At 67.6% G+C, this 19,645-nt stretch carries 19 protein-coding genes; 11 read left to right on the plus strand and 8 right to left on the minus strand.

Annotated features, from left to right (window positions below; all coding sequences use genetic code 11):
* Positions 1–5: 5 nt before the first annotated feature.
* Entirely contained in the window at positions 6–959 is a 954-nt protein-coding gene (locus AB4120_RS07100; protein WP_441642077.1) for a 2-hydroxyacid dehydrogenase, read from the minus strand.
* A gap of 107 nt (positions 960–1,066) precedes the next feature.
* On the opposite strand from AB4120_RS07100, the gene AB4120_RS07105 reads away from it, so the two are divergent.
* Entirely contained in the window at positions 1,067–2,200 is a 1,134-nt protein-coding gene (locus AB4120_RS07105; protein ID WP_149136244.1) for a citrate/2-methylcitrate synthase, read from the plus strand.
* Between the two features lie 44 nt (positions 2,201–2,244).
* Here AB4120_RS07105 and AB4120_RS07110 read toward each other — a convergent pair whose 3' ends face one another.
* On the minus strand, positions 2,245–3,264 hold the full coding sequence (locus AB4120_RS07110) for an HAD family hydrolase (protein ID WP_392388514.1): 1,020 nt from the start codon (positions 3,262–3,264) through the stop codon (positions 2,245–2,247).
* A gap of 236 nt (positions 3,265–3,500) precedes the next feature.
* On the opposite strand from AB4120_RS07110, the gene AB4120_RS07115 reads away from it, so the two are divergent.
* From AB4120_RS07115 to AB4120_RS07150, 8 genes are all read left to right on the plus strand, one after another.
* Complete coding sequence (locus AB4120_RS07115) at positions 3,501–3,752, plus strand: hypothetical protein (protein WP_149136243.1); 252 nt, start codon at positions 3,501–3,503, stop codon at positions 3,750–3,752.
* Positions 3,753–3,773: 21 nt separating this feature from the next.
* The gene (locus tag AB4120_RS07120; RefSeq protein WP_441642078.1) at positions 3,774–4,757 is read left to right on the plus strand and encodes a YihY/virulence factor BrkB family protein; all 984 of its coding nucleotides are present in this window, start codon (positions 3,774–3,776) and stop codon (positions 4,755–4,757) included.
* Between the two features lie 128 nt (positions 4,758–4,885).
* Positions 4,886–6,211 carry a dicarboxylate/amino acid:cation symporter gene (locus AB4120_RS07125; RefSeq protein ID WP_441642079.1) on the plus strand — a complete coding sequence of 442 codons (1,326 nt, stop codon included), beginning with the start codon at positions 4,886–4,888 and terminating at the stop codon, positions 6,209–6,211.
* A 4-nt stretch (positions 6,212–6,215) separates the two neighbouring features.
* Positions 6,216–7,154 (plus strand): amino acid ABC transporter substrate-binding protein, encoded by a 939-nt coding sequence (locus AB4120_RS07130; RefSeq protein WP_262389654.1) that lies wholly within the window; start codon positions 6,216–6,218, stop codon positions 7,152–7,154.
* 226 nt (positions 7,155–7,380) lie between these two features.
* Positions 7,381–9,705: an FdhF/YdeP family oxidoreductase gene (locus AB4120_RS07135; RefSeq protein WP_441642080.1), complete on the plus strand. Its 2,325-nt coding sequence runs from the start codon at positions 7,381–7,383 to the stop codon at positions 9,703–9,705.
* Complete coding sequence (gene fdhD / locus AB4120_RS07140; protein WP_441642081.1) at positions 9,702–10,625, plus strand: formate dehydrogenase accessory sulfurtransferase FdhD; 924 nt, start codon at positions 9,702–9,704, stop codon at positions 10,623–10,625. Before AB4120_RS07135 ends, fdhD begins: the two co-directional genes overlap by 4 nt.
* A gap of 61 nt (positions 10,626–10,686) precedes the next feature.
* The gene (locus AB4120_RS07145) at positions 10,687–12,129 is read left to right on the plus strand and encodes an aminotransferase-like domain-containing protein (RefSeq protein ID WP_441642082.1); all 1,443 of its coding nucleotides are present in this window, start codon (positions 10,687–10,689) and stop codon (positions 12,127–12,129) included.
* On the plus strand, positions 12,126–12,485 hold the full coding sequence (locus AB4120_RS07150) for an ArsR family transcriptional regulator (protein ID WP_441642083.1): 360 nt from the start codon (positions 12,126–12,128) through the stop codon (positions 12,483–12,485). Before AB4120_RS07145 ends, AB4120_RS07150 begins: the two co-directional genes overlap by 4 nt.
* Here the strand turns inward: AB4120_RS07150 and AB4120_RS07155 are convergent.
* From AB4120_RS07155 to wrbA, 3 genes are read right to left on the minus strand one after another with little or no spacing between them, the layout of a single operon-like run.
* Positions 12,459–13,901, minus strand: coding sequence for an FAD-binding oxidoreductase (locus AB4120_RS07155; RefSeq protein WP_441642084.1), 1,443 nt, complete (start codon positions 13,899–13,901; stop codon positions 12,459–12,461). The genes AB4120_RS07150 and AB4120_RS07155 overlap by 27 nt on opposite strands.
* The gene (locus AB4120_RS07160) at positions 13,898–14,335 is read right to left on the minus strand and encodes a DUF2069 domain-containing protein (protein WP_441642085.1); all 438 of its coding nucleotides are present in this window, start codon (positions 14,333–14,335) and stop codon (positions 13,898–13,900) included. Before AB4120_RS07160 ends, AB4120_RS07155 begins: the two co-directional genes overlap by 4 nt.
* Entirely contained in the window at positions 14,332–14,940 is a 609-nt protein-coding gene (gene wrbA, locus AB4120_RS07165; protein WP_441642086.1) for an NAD(P)H:quinone oxidoreductase, read from the minus strand. The genes AB4120_RS07160 and wrbA overlap by 4 nt, the downstream gene beginning before the upstream one ends.
* A 118-nt stretch (positions 14,941–15,058) precedes the next feature.
* On the opposite strand from wrbA, the gene AB4120_RS07170 reads away from it, so the two are divergent.
* A complete protein-coding gene (locus tag AB4120_RS07170; RefSeq protein WP_149136236.1) occupies positions 15,059–16,429 on the plus strand; it encodes a YihY family inner membrane protein in 1,371 nt (456 codons plus the stop codon).
* 25 nt (positions 16,430–16,454) lie between these two features.
* On the opposite strand, the gene AB4120_RS07175 is transcribed toward AB4120_RS07170, so the two are convergent.
* From AB4120_RS07175 to AB4120_RS07185, 3 genes are read right to left on the minus strand one after another with little or no spacing between them, the layout of a single operon-like run.
* Positions 16,455–16,772, minus strand: coding sequence for an Mpo1-like protein (locus AB4120_RS07175; protein ID WP_144195912.1), 318 nt, complete (start codon positions 16,770–16,772; stop codon positions 16,455–16,457).
* 36 nt (positions 16,773–16,808) lie between these two features.
* Positions 16,809–17,633: an alpha/beta fold hydrolase gene (locus tag AB4120_RS07180; RefSeq protein WP_441642087.1), complete on the minus strand. Its 825-nt coding sequence runs from the start codon at positions 17,631–17,633 to the stop codon at positions 16,809–16,811.
* On the minus strand, positions 17,633–18,934 hold the full coding sequence (locus tag AB4120_RS07185) for an O-acetylhomoserine aminocarboxypropyltransferase (RefSeq protein WP_441642088.1): 1,302 nt from the start codon (positions 18,932–18,934) through the stop codon (positions 17,633–17,635). The genes AB4120_RS07180 and AB4120_RS07185 overlap by 1 nt, the downstream gene beginning before the upstream one ends.
* Before the next feature lie 224 nt (positions 18,935–19,158).
* Here AB4120_RS07185 and AB4120_RS07190 point away from each other — a divergent pair, with 224 nt between their 5' ends.
* Entirely contained in the window at positions 19,159–19,605 is a 447-nt protein-coding gene (locus AB4120_RS07190; RefSeq protein ID WP_092292758.1) for a CBS domain-containing protein, read from the plus strand.
* Positions 19,606–19,645: the final 40 nt, after the last annotated feature.

Here is a 19,645-nt window from a genome sequence, read left to right on the forward strand (position 1 = left end):
CGGTCTCAGGTGGTCAGGCTCATGGCCGGACGCTCGCCCGCCAGCCCCTGCGACACGCTGTCGAGCACCATCTGCGCCATGGCGCCGCGCGTCTCCCAGGTGGCGCTGGCGCGGTGCGCCTGCAGCGTGGTGCGGTCCGACTGGCGCAGTGCCCGGGGCACGCGCGGCTCATCCACGAACACATCGAGGCCCGCGCCCGCGATGCGCCCGGCGACGATGGCATCGGCCAGATCCGTTTCGTTGACCAGCCGGCCGCGCGCCACGTTGACGAGGTAGCCCTGCGGGCCGAGCGCGTCCAGCACGGCGGCATCGATGATGCCTTCGGCCTTGTCGGCGGCGGCGCACAGCACCAGCGCGTCGCTCTCGCGGGCCAGATCCAGCAGGTTTGCCACGAAGGTGTGCGGCACGTCGTCCATGGCCCGCAGGTCGGTGTAGCGGATGGGGCAGCCGAACGCCGCTGCCCGCGTGGCCACGGCGCGCCCGACCCGGCCCATGCCGACGATGCCCACGCGCATGCCGCTGAACCGGCGCGCCAGCGGAATGGCGCTGGGCTGCGGATGCAGTTCCCACTGGCCGTCCCGCACGAAGCGGTCGCCCGCACAGATATTGCGGCAGGCGGCAATCAGCAGGCCGATGGCCAGATCGGCCACGTCCTCGGTCAGCGCGCCCAGCGTGGCAGTCACCGCCAGGCCGCGCTCGCGGCAGTAGGCCAGGTCCACCGCATCGGTGCCCACGCCATTGACGGCGACCACCTTCAGGGCCGGCAACTGCTCCAGCATCGCCCGCGAAATCCCGGTGTGCCCGCCGGTGATCACCGCCTGGATGGACGCGCCGTGCTCGCGCAGCCAGCCCGCCTGGTCGGCAATCTCGAAGTACTTGTGCACCACGTAGCGGCTGGCCAGTTCGTCATTGGCCGCCGGGATCAGGATCGGGTTCAGCTGGAGGATTTGCGGCTTCATGTGCGTAGCGCTGGGGTGTTGTTGATGGATGCATGGTATGTAATAGTTGATTAACGAGGCAAGATTGATATATAAAATCAATATAAATTCGTACGGGAAGCGTCAACATGGGAACCTGGATATCGATGGACGAGGCGTGCAGCCGACTTGGCGTGCGGCCGCAAACGCTCTATGCCTACGTGAGCCGGGGCAAGCTTGAGGTCATGTCCGACCCTGCCGACACGCGGCGCAGCCTCTATCGGGCCGAGGATGTGGCCGGCCTCGCCCGGCGCAAGCAGGCCGGGCGCAAGCACGAGACGCTGGCCACCAACACGCTGTTCGGCGCGGAGCCGAGCATCCCCACCGCGCTCTCGACCTTCGTGCGCGAGCGGCTGTACTACCGGGGGCAGGACGCCGTGACGCTGGCCGGATCGGCCACGCTGGAAGAGGTGGCGCACCTGCTCTGGGATGCCGGACAGACCGTCGATTTCTCATCGACGGCAAGCGTTGCCGAGCCCGGGCGCGTGGCGGCCTTCCATACGCTGGCCACGCTGGCGGCCACGGGCCACTCCACGCATGGGCGCATGACGCGGGTGTTGCATCTGGAAGCGCAGGAGCTGGTTGGCCAACTGGCCAACGCCTTTGGCGCGCAGGCGGGGCAGCAGCCCTTGCACCTCCGCTTTGCGCAGGGGTGGCAGCAGTCGCCGCAGGTGGCGGATCTGCTGCGGACCGCAATGGTGCTGCTGGTGGACCATGAGCTGACCAGTTCGGCATTCGCGGCGCGTATCGCGGCGTCCACGGGCGCCTCGCTGCCGGCCTGCCTGCTGGCGGGGCTGACCACGCTGTCCGGGCCGTTGCACGGCGATGCGTCCGGCCGGGTCAAGGCGCTGTTCAACGAGGTGGAGCGGCTGGGCGAGGATCAGGTGATTGCCCACTACCTGTCCACCGGATTGCCGCTGGCCGGGTTCGGCCATCACCTCTATCCCGATGGGGACCCACGCGCGGTGGCGCTGCTGGCCCTGTTCGATCCGCCCGATGTCATCACGCGCTTTATCGAGAAGGCCACCCGGCTGACCGGCCTGCAGCCCAATATCGACGTGGCGCTGGCGGCGCTGGTCATCCACTACCACCTGCCGGACGACGCCGCGTTCGCCCTGTTCGCCACGGCGCGCAGCATCGGCCTGCTGGCGCACAGCCTGGAGCAACTGGGCGTGGGGCAGGTGATCCGCCCGCGCGGGCGCTACATCGGAATCATGCCGTAGCGGGCGCGGGGCGCGGGGCGCTAACCCTGTCGCTAACCCTATCCCTATCGCTTCGGGTACACCGCCTGCCAGTCCTGCTTCATGCTGATGACGGTCCAGCCGCGCACTTTCGCGGCGTCGAGCGCCTTGTCCAGCTTGCCGATCTTGGACGCGCGGTCGTAGGCGAATTCCCGCTCGGCATCGTCGTGATGCACGAGCACGGCCAGGCGCGGGCCGTCGCCGGTGGTGGTGTATTCCAGCATCTGGAAGTCGCCATCCGAGTTGCCCACGGCCAGGATCGGCCGGCGGCCAATATGGCGATAGATGCCAACCGGCTTGCCGGGGCCATCGTTGATGAACTCCAGCTTCGGGTCACGCACCAGCGCCGGCTTGCCGTTGGACATGCCATAGCGCACCGCCTGCGTCGAGCCGACCACCTGCTCGGGCGGAATCCCGTACGCCTGCTCCACCCAGGGCCGCATGAACTCGATGGTCCCGCCGGACACGATGTACGTCTTGAAGCCGTTTGCGCGCAGGTAGGACAGCAGCTCCAGCTGCGGCTGGTAGACCAGGTCGGTGTAGGGCCGATTGAACTTCGGGTGGCGCGCGCTGGCGATCCAGTTGCGGATGGTCTTGTCGTAGTCATCCACGTTCATGCCGCTGTTGGCGACGGCAATCAACTGCAACAGCTGCTTCTCGTTGGCGATCACCTTGGCCAGGTCGTTGGCCATCAGGGCCTTGAAGGCTGGGTTGTTGCGCCATTCCGGATGCTGGGGCGCGGCGGCCCTGACCTGATCGAGCAGGAAGAAGAACTGGAAGTAGAGCGGCTGCTCGCTCCACAGCGTGCCGTCATTGTCGAAGGCGGCCACGCGCTGCTCGGGCGGCACGTAGGTGGGCGAGCCCTGGCGCGTCACGTCGGAGACGAACTTGACGATGGCTTGCTTCGCGGGGCCGTCGCGCCAGGAGGGCAGGGCGTCGGCCTGCGGAGCGCTGGCAGAGGCGGACGTCGATTTGGCCGACGGGTCCACGGGCGCGGTCGAGCATCCGCCCAGTCCCACGCCCGAGGCCGCCAGTGCGAGCAGCATGGCGGCAGTGGCGGCTGCACGTGGCAAATCGGCTTGCATCCAGCGCAAAGGGAAGCGCATCGAGGTCTCCTGTGATGGATTGGATACATTCCAATATAGGCGGCGCACGGGCGGGTGTGTAGTTTTTGCCGGTTGGTGGCCCGCCCGCAACCCGCCCGGTGGTGCTGGGCCGTGCCCCGGGGCCGGGTATGGAATTCGCTTCTCTTGGTTCCGCTATGCCATGACCGGAGACGAAGATGACCAAACCAGCCGATGGGAAACTCACCGAACACGGCGATGCGCACAGCGTGCACCGCCGCAGCGACGGCGGCGTCTGGCCCGATGGCACGCCGCGCGACCCCGCCTCGGGGCCGCCGCACTATGGCGAAGACAACCGCGACCAGAAAAAGCCGCGCGATCACGGCAGCGACTGGGCCACGTCCGACCTCGTGAAGCATGTGCCGGGCAAGGGGCCGGTGCCGGTGGGGCAGGACCAGCCGAAGAAGTAAATCCACGGAGCAGGCGCGGCGATGCGCTGGCGACCCATCTCCCTCCGTCAGGCCTACGGCCTGATGCGCGACAGCGTGACCGCGTGGATGGACGACTACGCGCCCAGCATGGGCGCCGCGCTGGCCTACTACACGGTGTTTTCGATCGCGCCGCTGCTGCTGATCGTGATCTCGGTGGCCGGCATGGTCTTTGGGGCCGAGGCGGCGCGCGGGGCGGTGATGAGCGAGTTCACCGGGCTGATCGGCGCGGAAGGCGCGGAGGCCATCGAGAACATGCTCCTCGCGCTCAGCGACCCCGGTCTCAGCACGCTGACCGCGCTGGTCGGCACGGTGACGCTGTTGATTGGCGCCACCACAGTGTTCGCCGAACTCCAGAGCGCGCTGGACCGCATCTGGCAGGTGCCGGAGCGCAAGAAAGCGTCCGGCATTCTGGCGTTGCTGCGCGCGCGGCTGCTGTCTTTCGGGATGGTGCTGGGCATTGGCTTCCTGCTGATCGTCTCGCTGCTGGCCAGCGCCGGGCTTGCAGCGCTGGGGCGGGTGTGGGGGCCGCTGTTCGACGGCGAACTGCTCGGCCATGTGCTCGACCTGCTCGTCAGCGTGGCCATGGTGACCGTCGTCTTCGCCATGATCTACAAGATCATGCCCCACGCCGCCGTGCGCTGGCCGGACGTCTGGCTCGGCGCCACTGTCACCGCCGTGCTGTTCAGCATCGGCAAGTTCCTGATCGGGCTCTACATCGGCAAGAGCGGGGTGGCGTCCGGCTATGGCGCGGCCGGCTCGCTCGTGGTGTTGCTGATGTGGGTCTACTACTCCGCGCAGATCTTCCTGCTGGGGGCGGAATTCACCTGGCTCTACGCCAACCGCTACGGCTCGCTCAAGCACGCGGCGCCGCGGGAGGCACCAGTGGCACCAGTGGCACCAGTGGCACCAGTGGCACCAGTGGCAACAGTGGTAACAGTGGCACCTGCTGCGCCGACCCGGGACGGGCTGACTGACAGCCGGTAGCTGCGTGGCGTCCGATCCACATGCACCATCCGCGTGACTTCGTATTTGGGCATTTCGCATCCGCGTTCTATCGTTAAGTGCCGGCCCCGGCGCAGGACCTGTTCGATGCGGCAGCCCAAGGAGTCGTCATGAGCAAGAAGTCCAGTATCACGACCTACATCGTCATTGCGATGATCCTGGGCGGCGTGGTCGGCTACGCGTGCCACACGGCCTTTCCCGACCCCAAGCTGGCCAAGGATGTGGCCGGCTACATCTCCGTCATCACCGATGTCTTCCTGCGGCTGATCAAGATGATCATCGCGCCGCTGGTCTTCTCCACGCTGGTCATGGGCATCGCCCATATGGGGGACGCCAGCACCGTGGGCCGCGTGGGCGTGAAGGCGCTGGCGTGGTTCATCACGGCCTCGCTGGTGTCGCTGACGCTGGGCCTGATCATGGCCACGGTGCTCCAGCCCGGCATCAACATCGGCCTGCCGCTGCCCGACGTGGGCGCCGCCACCAATCTCAAGACCAACGCCTTCACGCTCAAGGACTTCATCGCGCATCTGGTGCCGAAATCCGTGGCCGAGGCCATGGCCAACAACGAGATCCTGCAGATCGTGGTGTTCTCGATCTTCTTCGGCACGGCGCTGGCGGCGCTGGGCGAGCGCGGTGCGCGCATGGCCGGGGTGATCGAAGATCTCGCGCAGGTGATGCTGAAGATCACCGGCGCCGTGATGTGGATGGCGCCGCTGGCCGTGTTCGCGGCGATTGCCTCCACGGTGACCACGCAGGGGCTGGGCATCCTGCTGACCTTCGCCAAGTTCATGGGCAGCTTCTACCTGTCGCTGTTCGTGCTGTGGGGGCTGCTGGCGCTGGCCGGCTGGGCGTTCCTGGGCCGCCGCATCGTCTCCCTGATCCGGCTGATCCGCGAGCCGTTCCTGATTTCCTTCTCCACGGCCAGTTCCGAGGCGGCGTATCCGAAGATGCTCGACGCGCTGGACCGCTTCGGCGTCAATCGCAAGATTTCCAGCTTCGTGCTGCCGCTGGGCTACTCGTTCAACCTGGACGGGTCGATGATGTACTGCACCTTCGCCGTGCTGTTCATCGCCCAGGCGTACGACATCCACCTGCCGCTGGCCACCCAGATCACGATGCTGCTGTTGCTGATGCTGACCTCGAAGGGGATGGCGGGGGTGCCGCGTGCGTCACTTGTGGTGATTGCCGCCACGCTGAACCAGTTCAACATCCCCGAGGCGGGGCTGCTGTTGATCATGGGCGTGGACCAGTTCCTCGACATGGGCCGCTCGGCCACCAATGCCGTGGGCAACTCGATTGCCTCGGCCGTGGTGGCGAAGTGGGAAGGGCAGTTGTCGAGCGAATCCACGCTCGGGGATCGGGGTGAAGGCAGCGAGGGCGGCGTGGACGAGGGCGGCGGGCCGCCGCTGCACAAGCCTGGGACCGCACAGGCCTGATGCCATGTCCATTCTCCGTCTCCCTCATCTGTCCCGGGGTTCGCCCAGATGGCTGGCCGGCGCGGCGGCGGCGGCCGTGTGCTGGCTTGCCTGTCTTGGCGCCGCCGTCGCGCAGGACACCGGCGCGCTCTCCGGCACGCTGCGCAAGGCCAAGGACACCGGCAGCCTGATCATCGGCTACCGGGAATCATCGCTGCCGTTCTCCTACCTGAACCAGGCGCGGCGGCCGATCGGCTATTCCATCGACGTCTGCACGGCCATCGTCCAGACCGCGGCGGCGGAGGTGGGGCGTGACCTCGCCATCCAGTGGGTGCCGGTGACCTCGGAAAACCGTTTCGATGCCGTGACTTCGGGCAAGGTCGATCTCGAATGCGGTTCCACCACGCGCAACGCCGAACGGCTGAAGGTGGTGGCGTTCTCGCCGGTGATCTTTATCGCCGGGACCAAGCTGATGGTGCCGCGCGGCTCCGCCATCAAGACCTTCCGCGACCTCAAGGGCAAGACCGTGGTGGCCACCGCCGGCACCACCAATGCCGATGCGCTGGAGAAGCTCTCCACCCGCTTCGCCCTGAACCTCAAGGTGATCCGGGCGCGCGACCATGCCGATGCCTTCGAGGTGCTGCGCCACGGCGGCGCCGATGCCTACGCCGGCGACGACGTGCTGCTCTACGGCTTCCTGGCCAAGTCCGGCGCGGGCAAGCAGTTCGATGTGACGCGCGATTTCCTGTCCTACGACCCCTACGGGATCATGCTGCGCAAGGACGATCCACAGTTCGCGGCGGTGGTGGACCGCGCCGTGCGCGACCTCATCACCACGGGCGAACTGGAGCGGCTCTACAAGCAGTGGTTCCTGAGCCGGCTGCCCACCGGGGAGCGGCTGAACATCCCGATGAGCGCACAATTGGAAGACATTCTCAGCAGCACGCCGCAGCAGCCGGACTGAGTCGATTCAATACGGGCTTGCCATACCGGGGTAGTGTTCACTAACACCTAAGTACAGTTTTGCATTGCTGCACCGCGATGGCGCAAACTGTACTCTTTCGCCCGCAGGTGTTCTGTACGTCCCTCCACTCATCAATCGCGCCTAGTCTGCATCAATCGCTGCGGATGCGCCGACATCACGGATAACCGGGCCGCGCTCCGAGCACTTGATTGCGAGTCGCCCCCCGATGAGTATCCCTACCCCAGAGAAGGGGCATGTTGCCCCCTACACGCACCCGGCCGCCGGCTGGGGCGCCCTGAAGCAAGTCGCTGTCAACCTGATCAAGGAGAAGGTTGCAGGCGGCAAGTACAAGACCCTGTTCAAGCAGAACCAGCCGGACGGCTTCGACTGTCCCGGCTGCGCGTGGCCTGACCGCCAGCACGCCTCGACCTTCGAATTCTGCGAAAACGGCGTCAAGGCCGTGGCCGCCGAGGCCACCAGCAAGCGCGTGACGCCCGAGTTCTTTGCCGATCACACCGTGACGGCGCTAATGGCCCAGTCCGATTTCGAACTCGAGCAGCACGGCCGCCTGACCCACCCCATGGTCTACGACGCCGCCACCGACAAGTACCAGCCGGTGGCCTGGCAGGACGCGTTCCAGCTGATCGCCCGGCATCTGAACCAGCTGGACGACCCCAACGCCGCCACGTTCTACACCTCGGGCCGCGCCAGCAACGAGGCCGCCTTCCTGTTCCAGCTGTTCGTGCGCATGGTCGGCACCAACAACTTCCCCGATTGCTCGAACATGTGCCACGAGGCCACCAGCCGTGGCCTGCCGGTGACGGTGGGCGTGGGCAAGGCCACGGTGCTGCTGGACGACTTCCAGCTGACCGACGCCGTCCTTGTTTTTGGACAGAATCCGGCGACGAACCATCCGCGCATGCTGAACGAGCTGCGCGACTGCGCCAAGCGGGGCGCGGCCATCGTGTCGATCAACCCGCTCAAGGAGCGCGGACTTCAGCGTTTTACGAGCCCGCAGCACGTCTCCGAGATGGTGACGGGGCAGAGCACCAAGATTGCGTCGATGTTCGTCCGCCCCAAGCTGGCCGGCGACTTCGCGCTGATCAAGGGCCTCGGCAAGCGCGTGATCGAACTCGATGACGAAGCCATCGCTACCGGCAGCAAGCGCGTGGTGGACGTGGACTTCCTGGCCGAGCACACGGCCGGCTTCGAAGCCTTCGCAGCCGACCTGCGCGCCGAATCGTGGGCCGACATCGTGGCCGAATCGGGCGTCCCGCGCGAAGACATCGACGCGCTGGCCGAAGTCTACGTCAAGAGCGAGCGCACCATCGCCTGCTGGGGCATGGGCATTACGCAGCACAAGAACTCGGTCAGCACGATCCAGCTGCTGTCCAACGTGATGATGCTGCGCGGCAATATCGGCCGCCCCGGCGCCGGCCTGATGCCGGTGCGCGGGCATTCGAACGTGCAGGGCGACCGCACGATGGGCATCGAGGAACAGCCGGACGAGGCCTTCCTGGACCGCCTGGGCGCCGCGTTCGACTTCGAGCCGCCGCGCGAACATGGCCAGGACGTGGTGGCCGCCATCAACGCGATGCTGGCCGGCAAGGTCAAGGTGTTCATCGGCCTGGGCGGGAATTTCTCGATCGCCACGCCGGACACCCCGCGCACCTGGGAAGCGCTGCGCCAGTGCGACCTGACCGTGAACATCGCGACCAAGCTGAATCGCAGCCACCTCGTGATCGGCAAGGACGCGCTGCTGCTGCCGACCCTCGGCCGTACCGAGATCGACCTCCAGGGCGGCGTGGCCCAGGGCGTGACCGTCGAGGATTCGGTCTGCATGGTGCATATCTCCTACGGCATGAACAAGCCGGCCTCGCCGGAGCTGCGGTCCGAGACCGCCATCGTGGCCGGCATGGCCGCCGCCACGCTGGGTTCGGACAAGGTGGACTGGCACTGGTACGCGCAGGACTATGCGCGCATCCGCGATGCCATCGAGCGCGTGATCCCCGGCTTCGAGCGCTACAACGAGCGCGTGGCGCACCCGGGCGGCTTCCACCTGACGCCGGCCTCGCGCAACCGCGTGTGGCGCACCGCATCGGGCAAGGCCCAGTTCCTGGTCCATGCGATCGACAAGGACACCCCGATCCAGCGCGCCCGCGCCCGCTACGGCGACGACCTGCTGGTGATGATGACCACGCGTTCGCACGACCAGTACAACACCACGATCTATGGGCTGGACGACCGCTATCGCGGCGTGTTCGGCCTGCGCCGGGTGGTGTTCATCAACGCGGCGGACCGCGCGCGGCTGGGGTTTGCCGAGGGCGAGCGCGTGGATATCACCAGCGTCTGGGAAGACGGCGTGACGCGCCATGCCAGGGACTTCCTGTTGGTGGACTACGACATCCCGGCCGGCTGCCTGGGCGCCTACTACCCGGAAACCAATCCGCTGGTGCCGCTGGAGAGCATCGGCGACCGCTCCGGCACGCCGACTTCGAAGTCGATCCCGGTGCTGCTGGCCCGGGCTGCGTCAGCGCAAGCAGCGGCATGAGCGAGGCGGAACTGGGCTACGCCCAGCGGCAGGTCGCCCGTCACAAAGGCGACGCCCGCACGGTCGACCTGGACAACGTGGCCGAGGAAGTGCCGGTGGCGCTGGTCTACAACGGCATCTCGCATGCCGTGATGATGGCCACACCGCTGGACCTGGAGGTGTTCGCGGTCGGGTTCTCGCTGACCGAGGGCATCGTGGACAGCATCAAGGAGATCTACGATGTCGAGGTGCAGCCGGCCTGCGTGGACGGTGGCCTGGATGGCATCGCCGGCATCGAAGTCCGCATCGAGATCGGCCACCGCGCGTTCATGGCGCTGAAGGACCGCCGCCGCTCGCTGGCCGGCCGCACCGGCTGCGGCGTGTGCGGGGTGGAAAGCCTGCAACTGCTGGACCTCCAGCCCGTGCGGATGCCGGTGCCGCGCCATCGCATCGTGCCGTCGCGCGAGGTGATCCAGCGCGCCGCCGCCGGCCTGCCGGCCCACCAGATGCTGATGCGCACCACCGGCGGCGTGCATGCCGCCGCCTGGTGCGGGCCCGATGGCGAGGTGCTCCACGCCTTCGAGGACGTGGGGCGGCACAACGCCATGGACAAGCTGATCGGCCACCTGGCCCGGCGCCGCGTGGTGATGGACGAGGGCTTCGTGTTCCTGTCCAGCCGCGCCAGCTACGAGCTGGTGCGCAAGGCCGCGCGCATGCATATCCAGATGCTGGCGACGATCTCGGCGCCCACGGCGCTCGCCATCCGCATTGCCGAGCAGGCCGGGCTGCGGCTGCTGAGCTTCTGCCGGCAGGACGGCTTTGTCGAATACACGTCGCCGCCCGGAAAATCCCAATCCGTATTACGATCTGAGCCGCTGGCACAGGCGGCACAGGCGGCACAGGCGGCACAGGCGGCCGCGGTGACCACGGTGACCGAATAGGGCAACCCCGCCCCGCCCGCCAGCGTTCCGATGAACCCTGACGTGGCGAAAGGTTGGCGGTGTGACCCTGTATGAAAAGCTCGCGGCCGAGATCGAGGCGCTGGTGCAGCAAGGCGTGCTGCTGCCCGGCGAGAAGATTCCGTCGGTCCGGCAGGCCGCCCAGCATCATCGCCTGAGCATTACCACGGTCATCCGGGCCTATTTGCTGCTGGAGTCGCGCGGCATGCTGGAGAGCCGGCCGCAGTCCGGCTACTTCGTGCGCGCCCGGCCCGGCGAGCCGGCCATCGACCTCCAGCCGACCCGCCCGGCGGCCCGCCCGTCGCCGGTGGACGTGAGCGCGCTGGTGCTGTCCACGCTGCGCTCGATCCGCGCCGACGACGCCGTCCCGCTCGGCTCCCCCTATCCCGACGCCAAGCTGTTCCCGTGGCAGCGGATCATCCAGTACGCCAACGCCATCGGCAAACGCTACGAGTCGTGGAGCCTGCTGGACGACCTGCCGCCCGGCTCGCCCCAGTTGATCCGCCAGATCACGCGGCGCTACCTGGAAAACGGCCAGGCGGTGGACCCGAACGAGGTGATCGTGACGATCGGCGCCACCGAGGCCATCAACCTGTGCCTCCGGGCGGTGGCCAAGCCGGGCGACACCATCGCCGTGGAATCGCCGACTTACTATGCGATGCTGCACGCCATCGAGCGGCTGGGCATGCGCGCCGTGGAGGTGGCGACGGATCCGGTGGAAGGCATCGACGTGCAGGCGCTGGCCCGCCTGTTCGACGAACGGCCCGTGGCCGCCTGCATGGTCATGCCGAACTTCCAGAATCCGCTCGGCTTCCAGATGTCGGACGAACGCAAGCAGGCACTCGTCAAATTGCTCACCGAGCGCGACATTCCGGTCATCGAGAACGATGTCTATGGCGAGCTGTACTACGGCGATGTGCATCCCACCTCGCTGAAGGCCTACGACAAGGCTGGCATCGTGCTGCACTGCTCGTCGTTCTCCAAGACGCTGACCAACGCCTACCGCATCGGCTGGGCGCTGCCGGGGCGCTACCGGGATCAGGTGGAGCGGCTCAAGTTCCTGAACACGCTGACCACGCCGGCGATTCCCCAGCTGGCCATCGCCGAATTCCTGAAGAACGACGGCTACGACTACCACCTGCGGCGCGTGCGCAAGACCTATGCGCAGCAGGCCAATATCATGGCGGCGGCGGTGCGGCGCTTTTTTCCGGCCGGCACGCGTGTGTCGCGGCCGGCCGGCGGCTACGTGCTCTGGGTGGAGTTGCCCGAGGGCGTGGACGCCATGGCGCTGTATCACGCGGCGCTGGAGCGGCGGATTACCGTGGCGCCGGGGCACATCTTCTCGCCGGTGCCCACGTACACGCATTACATCCGCCTTAACTACAGCAGCGCATGGTCGGCCGAGGTGGAAGCGGCCGTCGTGACGCTGGGCAAACTGGTGACGTCGCTCGCAGAGGCGGCGCCCGGCAAGGAGACAAGCGCATGAATCAACCAGAAGACAATGCCGATGAGGACACGCTCGATCCGGTACTGGCCGGCATCCTCGGTGCCCTGTGGCAGGCCGCGCGGGAGCCCGGCGGCGGGGCGCTCTCGCTGGCCCGCCTCAGCAAGCGCGCGGCAGTGCAGATGAGCGTGCTGCGGCGCGTGCTGACGCAACTGGCCGAGGCGGACCTGGCCGAGGCCGAGATCGACGAGTCAGGGCGGGGCACCGCCCGGCTGACTGCCGAGGGCCGCGCGCTGTGCGACGAGCTGTTCGAGACCCCCGGCGCGCTGCCCGATCTGGATGATTCCGATGACGATGAAGACCCGGGCCGGTCAGAGCACCTTCCCCGGATTCATTAGCCCCTGCGGGTCCAGCGCCTGCTTGATGGCGCGCATCATTCCCAGTTCCACCTCGCTCTTGTAGCGCCGGTTCTCCTCGCGCTTGAGCTGGCCCAGGCCATGCTCGGCCGAGATCGACCCGTTGTGCGACTGCACGCTGTTGTGGACGATCAGGTTGATGGCGTCCTGATGGATCAGGAACTGCTCGTGATCCACCCCCACCGGCGGGGACACGTTGTAGTGCAGGTTGCCGTCGCCCAGATGGCCGAAGGTGACCATGCGGGCGCCCGGGAAGGCGTCCTGGACCAGCGCGTCGGTGGTCTCGATGAAGTCCGCCACGCGCGAGACCGGCACGGCAATATCGTGCTTGATGTTCTTGCCTTCCTCGACCTGCGCCATCGGGATGTGCTCGCGCAGGTTCCAGAAATCGCGCGACTGCTGCACGGATTCGGCCACCACGGCGTCGGTGACCACGCCGGCTTCGAAGGCCGCTTCCATCATCGTTTCGAAGATGGCCCGGGCGTGCGCCTCGCCCTCGCTGTCGGACAGCTCCAGCAGCACCAGCTGCGGATGGGCGTCGGTGGCCGCCGTGAAGGGGTAGCGCAGCTGCGGGTAATGCTTGCGCACGAGGTCCATGCACATCGCGGACATCAGCTCGAAGCCGGTGAGCATGGCGCTGGCGTGGGACTGGGCGATGGCCAGCAGCGCCAGCGCGGCGCGCGGGCTCTGCACCGCCGCCAGCGCCGTGACGCGCGCCCGGGGCAGCGGATACAGCTTCATGACCGCCGCCGTGATGATGCCGAGCGTGCCTTCGGCGCCGATGAACAGGTCGCGCAGGTCGTAGCCGGTGTTGTCCTTGCGCAGGCCGCGCAGGCCGTCCCAGACCTCGCCCTTGGCCGTCACCACCTCCAGCCCCAGGCACAGCTCGCGCGTGTTGCCATAGCGCAGCACCGCCGTGCCGCCGGCATTGGTGGACAGGTTGCCGCCAATCGTGCAGCTGCCCTCGGCCGCCAGGCTCAGCGGGAACAGGCGGCCATGCTCGCGCGCCACATCCTGCAACTGCTGGAGGATCACGCCGGCTTCCACGGTAATCGTATTGTTGAGCGGGTCCACATGGCGCACCCGGTTCATCCGTTGCAGCGACAGCACCACCACGCCGGCCGCGGCGGTCGGGCCAGCCTCGGGCGTGGCGCCGCCGCACAGGCCGGTGTTGCCGCCCTGCGGCACCACGGCCAGCTTGTGGGCGTGGCAGGCGTGGACCAATGCGGCCACTTCCTCGGTGCTGCCGGGGCGCAGCACGGCCAAGGCATCGCCGGTGTAGCGCTGGCGCCAGTCGGTCAGGTAGGGGGCCTTGTCGGCGGCCTCGGTCAGCACGTGTTGCGGGCCCACTGCGGCGCGGCAGAGGTCGAGGAACGAATCCAGGTGCGGAGCGGTCATGGTCGGGTGTCGGGGGAGGGGGGCTGGATGGCTTGCTGCCGTGCCCGCGCGCGGCGCTTGTACGGGCGCAGGTAGAGGATGGTGCTGAAGAAGAACACCAGCGTGAGGGCCACCTCGGCCCAGGCCAGCAGCGACGACGGCGCGCGGTCGCTGGTGGCGCGCACGATGCCTTCGGTGAAATAGAGCAGGATCAACATCGACGACCACTGCATCGTGTACCGGTTGCGCGCCAGCACGCCGCGCAGCACCGGTAGCAGAAAGACGAACTTGAGGATCAGCCACGAGCCGCCGGGCCGCAGCGGGGCGAGGAACCACTCCCAGGCGATGCAGAGCGCCACCAGCGCCAGCAGGCTGGCCACGCTGACGCGCCAGAGCGCCGCGCTGTGGAGGTCGCCGTCACTGCCAACGGGCCGGGCGGTCATCGGAGCGGTCATCGTGACCCTCCGGCCAGCTTCAGCGCGGTCTCGGCCAGGCGCCGGCCCATGGCCGTGGCCAGCGCGGCTTCCTGGTCGGTGACCGGGCCGCGATTGTCCACATGGGCGAAATGGCTCGGGCCGTAGGGCGTGCCGCCGGCCGTGGTGGTCATCAGGCCGGGCTCCGAATAGGGCAGGCCCATCACCAGCATGCCGTGGTGGAACAGCGGCAGCATCATCGACAGCAACGTGGTTTCCTGCCCGCCGTGCAGGCTGCCGGTGGCCGTGAACACGCAGGCGGGCTTGCCGGACAAGCCGCCGGACAGCCACTGGGCGACGGTGCCATCGAGGAAATACTTCATCGGCGCGGCCATATTGCCGAACCGGGTGGGGCTGCCCAGTGACAGTCCGGCGCATTCCTCCAGATCGCGCAGTTCGGCGTACGGGGCGCCTTCGGGCGGGATGTCGGGCGCGGTGGCCTCGCAGACGGTGGACACCGGCGGCACGGTGCGCAGCCGGGCCTGTGCGCCGGGCACGCTGTCGATGCCGGTGGCGATCAGTTCGGCGAGTTTGCGGGTGCTGCCGTGACGGCTGTAGTACAGGACCAGGATGGGAAGGGCGGCCAAGGTATCGCGGAGTCGGGTGTTCAGTCGTGGATCGGGAGGGGCGGCCCGGACCGGCGCCGCGAAACAATGCGCGTATTATAGTTGGGCCCCGCTATAAGACTCAGGAGCTAGCCCCCGCATGTCCGCCGCACGTATCGCCCGCCTGCGCAGGGAGTGGAATTTGCAGAAGGTGCGCGCGCTCGCGCGCTACGCCTTGCGCCGCGCCGGCGAGGACCGCCTGCCCCAGGTATCCGCCAGTCTGACCTTCACCACCGTGCTGGCCGTGGTGCCCGTGCTGACCGTGGCGTTCGCGCTGCTGGCCGCGTTTCCGGTGTTCCGGGACTTCCGCGGCCAGATCGAGGCTTTCCTGTTCCAGAATCTGATTCCCGGCGGCAATATCAGCGATTCGGTCTCACGCTACCTCGGCCAGTTCGCCAAGAGCGCGCGCGGGCTGACCGCGCTGGGTCTGGCGGGCCTGATGGTGACCTCGGTGCTGACCATGCTGACCGTGGAAGACGCGCTGAACGCCATCTGGCGCGTCAAGCGGCGCCGGCCGCTGGCGCAGCGGGTGCTGGTGTTCTGGGCCGTGCTGACGCTGGGCCCGGTGCTGATCGGCGCCAGTCTCTCGGTCAGCTCCTATCTGATTTCGGTATCGATGGGCTACGTTGGCTCCATGCCGATGGGCATGGGGCTGATGGTCAGCACCGTGCCGGTGATGCTCTCGGCGCTGGCCTTCGCCTTCCTCTATATGGCCGTGCCGTACGCCTACGTGGATTGGCGCGATGCCATCGTGGCCGGTGTGGTGGCCGCCGTGGCCTTCGAGGTGGCCAAGCGCGCGTTCGGCTACTTCATCACCCATATTCCCACCTACACGGCGGTCTACGGCACCTTCGCGGTGCTGCCGCTGTTCCTGCTGTGGATGTACGTAAGCTGGCTGGTCACGCTGCTCGGGGCGACCATCGCCGCCAACCTGCCCGTGATCCGGGAAGGCCACTGGCGCCGCCGCACCTTCGCCGGCAGCGAGTTCTTCGACGCGCTGGGTATCCTGCTGCTGCTCTACCGCGCCCGCGAGGAGGTGCCGCGCAGCGTGGGCGAACTCGACATGGGCCGCAAGCTGCGGATGGAAGCCGACTATCTGGCCAGCCTGCTGGCCAAGCTCAAGACCCTGCACCTGGTGGGCAAGCTCCAGCAGGACCGCGGGCAGGCGCACTGGGCGCTGCTCTGTGACCCGTCCCAGGTGACGCTGCGCACCCTGTACGACCGCCTTGTGCTGAACCTCGCACGCCTGCCGCGCACGGCGCTGGCGCAGCAACTGCAGGGCGTCGACCTGCTCCGGTCGATGCTCGACAACCCCCAACTGGACCAGCCGCTCGAGGCTGTGTTCCGCCAGCAATTGCTGACGCCTGCCGCCAACGAGGCGCCGGGAGCCGGCGGCGATACCGGGGACGAAGGCGGCCCGCAACGCCGCACGCTGGAGGTAGTGCCGCCCGGCTGGCACGGGCAGGTCTGAACTCGGCGGGCGGGCCGGTTCCCGGCTAGAACGGAATCCGCCCGCGCAGGATGTCCGCGTACATCACCCAGTCGCCCATCAGGCTGTAGAACGGGTGCCGGAACGTAGCGGGCCGGTTCTTCTCGAACCCGAAGTGACCCACCCAGGCAAACGCATAGCCGGACACCACCGCACCCAGCAGCCACCACGCGTTGCCGGTAACCACCAGCGCTGCCAGACAGGCCAGCGCCACCGTCGAGCCCGCGAAATGGAGCCGGCGGCAGGTCCGGTCCCGGTGCTCGTTCAGGTAATACGGATAGAACGCGGCAAAGCTCTCGAATTCGCGGCTGTGGGTTTGCGCCATGGTCGTCTCCGGGTTCGGTGTTGTTATGGTTCCAGTCTAGGTGCTCGCCACGACCTTGCGCGCGAAGGCGGCCAGCGTATCGAGCACCTCGTCCGGCTTCTCGCCCATCATCGCGTGGCCGCTCGGCACCGTGACCAGGGTGGCGTTGCGCATCCGGCCAGCCAGCGCTTGCGCGGCTTTCGGCGACGTCATCATGTCCTTCGACCCCATTACGAACACCGCCGGGCAGATTACGGCGGCGGCCGCTTCCTCGCCGTGCGCGTAGGCGTTGCAGGCCGAGAAATCGTTGTGGAACACGTGCGCACCCGGGTTGCGCGCCGCCACGCGCTCCATCAGCCGCTGGCTGCCGCCATGCATCCAGGCGCCGGGCCCGGGAGACGACGGCTTGCTGGCGAGGCTGGAGATTGACCACTGGTTGACCATCGCGATGGCCTCGTCCTCGCGGTGGAGCGCGGCATCGAGCAGGGCATCAGACACCTTCATCGGATAGGCCGTGGCCAGCAGCCCGATGGCGCGCACGGCCTCGGGGTGACGCGCAGCGCACTCCAGGGTGATCAACGATCCCATGCTGTGGCCGAAGACCAGCGCCGGCGCCTTGACGCCGGCGGCGGCCACCAGCGCCATGACCCAGTCGGCCATGTCTTCCACGCGGGTCAGCGGGGCGCCCTGGCTGCGGTTGTGGCCGGGCAGGTCCACCGCCAGCACGCCAAAGCCATGGCTGGCGAACCAGCGTGTCTGGAGCGCCCAGACGCTGTGGTCGTTCTGCGCGCCGTGCACGAACACGGCGCAGGGCAGGGCGGGATCGAACGGCTTGCCGCCGGTATAGGCATAGGCCGGGTGGCCCGAGACGGTCAGTTCCATCAGGCTTTTCCTCCCATGGCTTTCTCGGCAGCCTTGAGGCCGCGCTTCAGGTCGTCGATCAGGTCATCCGGGTCCTCGATCCCGATCGACAGCCGGATCGTGCCCTCGCCGATGCCGGCCGCGCGCAGGGCGTCGGCATCCATGCGGAAGTGTGTCGTGGAGGCGGGATGGATCACCAGCGAGCGCGCATCGCCAACATTGGCGAGGTGCGAGAACAGCGTCAGATTTTCGATGAAGCGCTGGCCGGCCGCGCGGTTCGCCTTGAGGTTGAAGCTGAATACCGCCCCGCAGCCGCGTGGCAGCAGCCGCTTGGCCAGCGCGTGGTCGGGGTGGGACTCCAGCTCCGGGTAGGCCACCGACTCGACCATCGCGTGCCCGGCCAGGAACTGCACCACGCGGCGGGTGTTGTCCACATGCCGGCTCATGCGCAGCGGCAGGGTCTCGATGCCCTGGAGCAGTTGCCACGCCGCCATCGGGTTCATGCAGGCGCCGAAGTCGCGCAGGCCCTCGCGCCGGGCGCGCAGCAGGAACGGCGCCACGGTGCTTTCCTCGGTAAACACCATGTTGTGGAAGCCCGGATAGGGCTCCGACAGCTCCGGAAAGCGCCCCGAAGCCTCGAAATCGAACGTGCCACCCTCGCACAGCACGCCGCCGATCGTCGTGCCATGTCCGCCCAGGAACTTGGTGGCCGAGTGGTACAGCAGGCCGGCGCCATGGTCGAACGGGCGCAGCAGGTAGGGCGTGGTGAAGGTGGAGTCGACCAGCAGCGGGATCTTGTGGTCCTGGCCGATCTGCGCCACGGTTTCGATGTCGAGCACGTCGAGGCCCGGGTTGCCCAGTGTCTCGCCGAACAGCAGCCGCGTCTCGGGGCGGATGGCGGCGCGCCAGGCGTCGATATCGCGCGGATTGACGAAGGTGGTCTCGATGCCGAAGCGCCGCAGCGTGTAGTGCAACAGATTGTGCGAGCCGCCATAGAGCGCCGTGGACGCCACGACATGGGAGCCGGCGCCCATCAGCGTGGCCACGGCCAGGTGCAGCGCGGCCTGGCCAGACGCCGTGGCGATGGCCCCGGCGCCATTCTCCAGGGCCGCCACGCGCTCCTCGAACACCGCCACCGTGGGGTTGCTGATGCGGGAATACACGTGCCCGGCGCGTTCCATATTGAATAGCGACGCGGCGTGCTCGCTGTCCCGGAACACGAAGGAGGTGGTCAGGTGGATCGGTGTGGCGCGGGCCCCGGTGGTGGGGTCCGGGGCGGCGCCGGCGTGCAGGGCCAGCGTGTCGAATCGGGTACCGGACATGGTGAGTTCGCTTGTAGTGGCTGTTGTGGGCGGCAGGTTGTCTCCGTCCGGCATCGTAGCACCGTGCGCCGCTCTGGCAATGGGGAGGATTCTGAAAACGCAATGAGACCGGCTGAGACTTGCCGCCTTTACGAGAGACGGCGGTTTGGGTAGGATCGCCGCATCGGCCAACTCTGGCCACAGACCAGAACCAGCCTAGACACCCGGGCAGCGGAGACACCACCATGAAAGTCAGCGACATCCTGCAGATCAAGGGCAACACGCTCTACACCGTCACGCCGGATGCGTCCCTGCTGGTGGCCATCAACACCATGGCCGAGCACGACATCGGCTCGCTGGTGGTCATGGAATACGGCGATCTGGTCGGCATGCTGACCTTCCGGGAGCTGATCGAGACGCTGGCGGCCAACCACGGCACGCTCGGCACGCACAGCATCCGCAAGGTCATGGACGACGCGCCGCTGACCTGCACGCCGGAAACGGACGTCAACGAGGTGCGCCGCATGATGCTGGAGCGCCACACCCGCTACCTGCCGGTGCTCGACAACCGCACGCTGATGGGCGTGATCTCGTTCTACGACGTGGCCAAGGCGGTGGTGGAAGAGCAGGGGTTCGAGAACCGCATGCTCAAGGCCTATATCCGCGACTGGCCCGAGGAAAAGACCGACTGAAGACCGACTGAAGGCAGCCGGGCCCGGGCGGGTGGGGCCG

Source organism: Cupriavidus sp. 2KB_3 (assembly GCF_052115685.1).
GTDB lineage: Bacteria > Pseudomonadota > Gammaproteobacteria > Burkholderiales > Burkholderiaceae > Cupriavidus > Cupriavidus campinensis.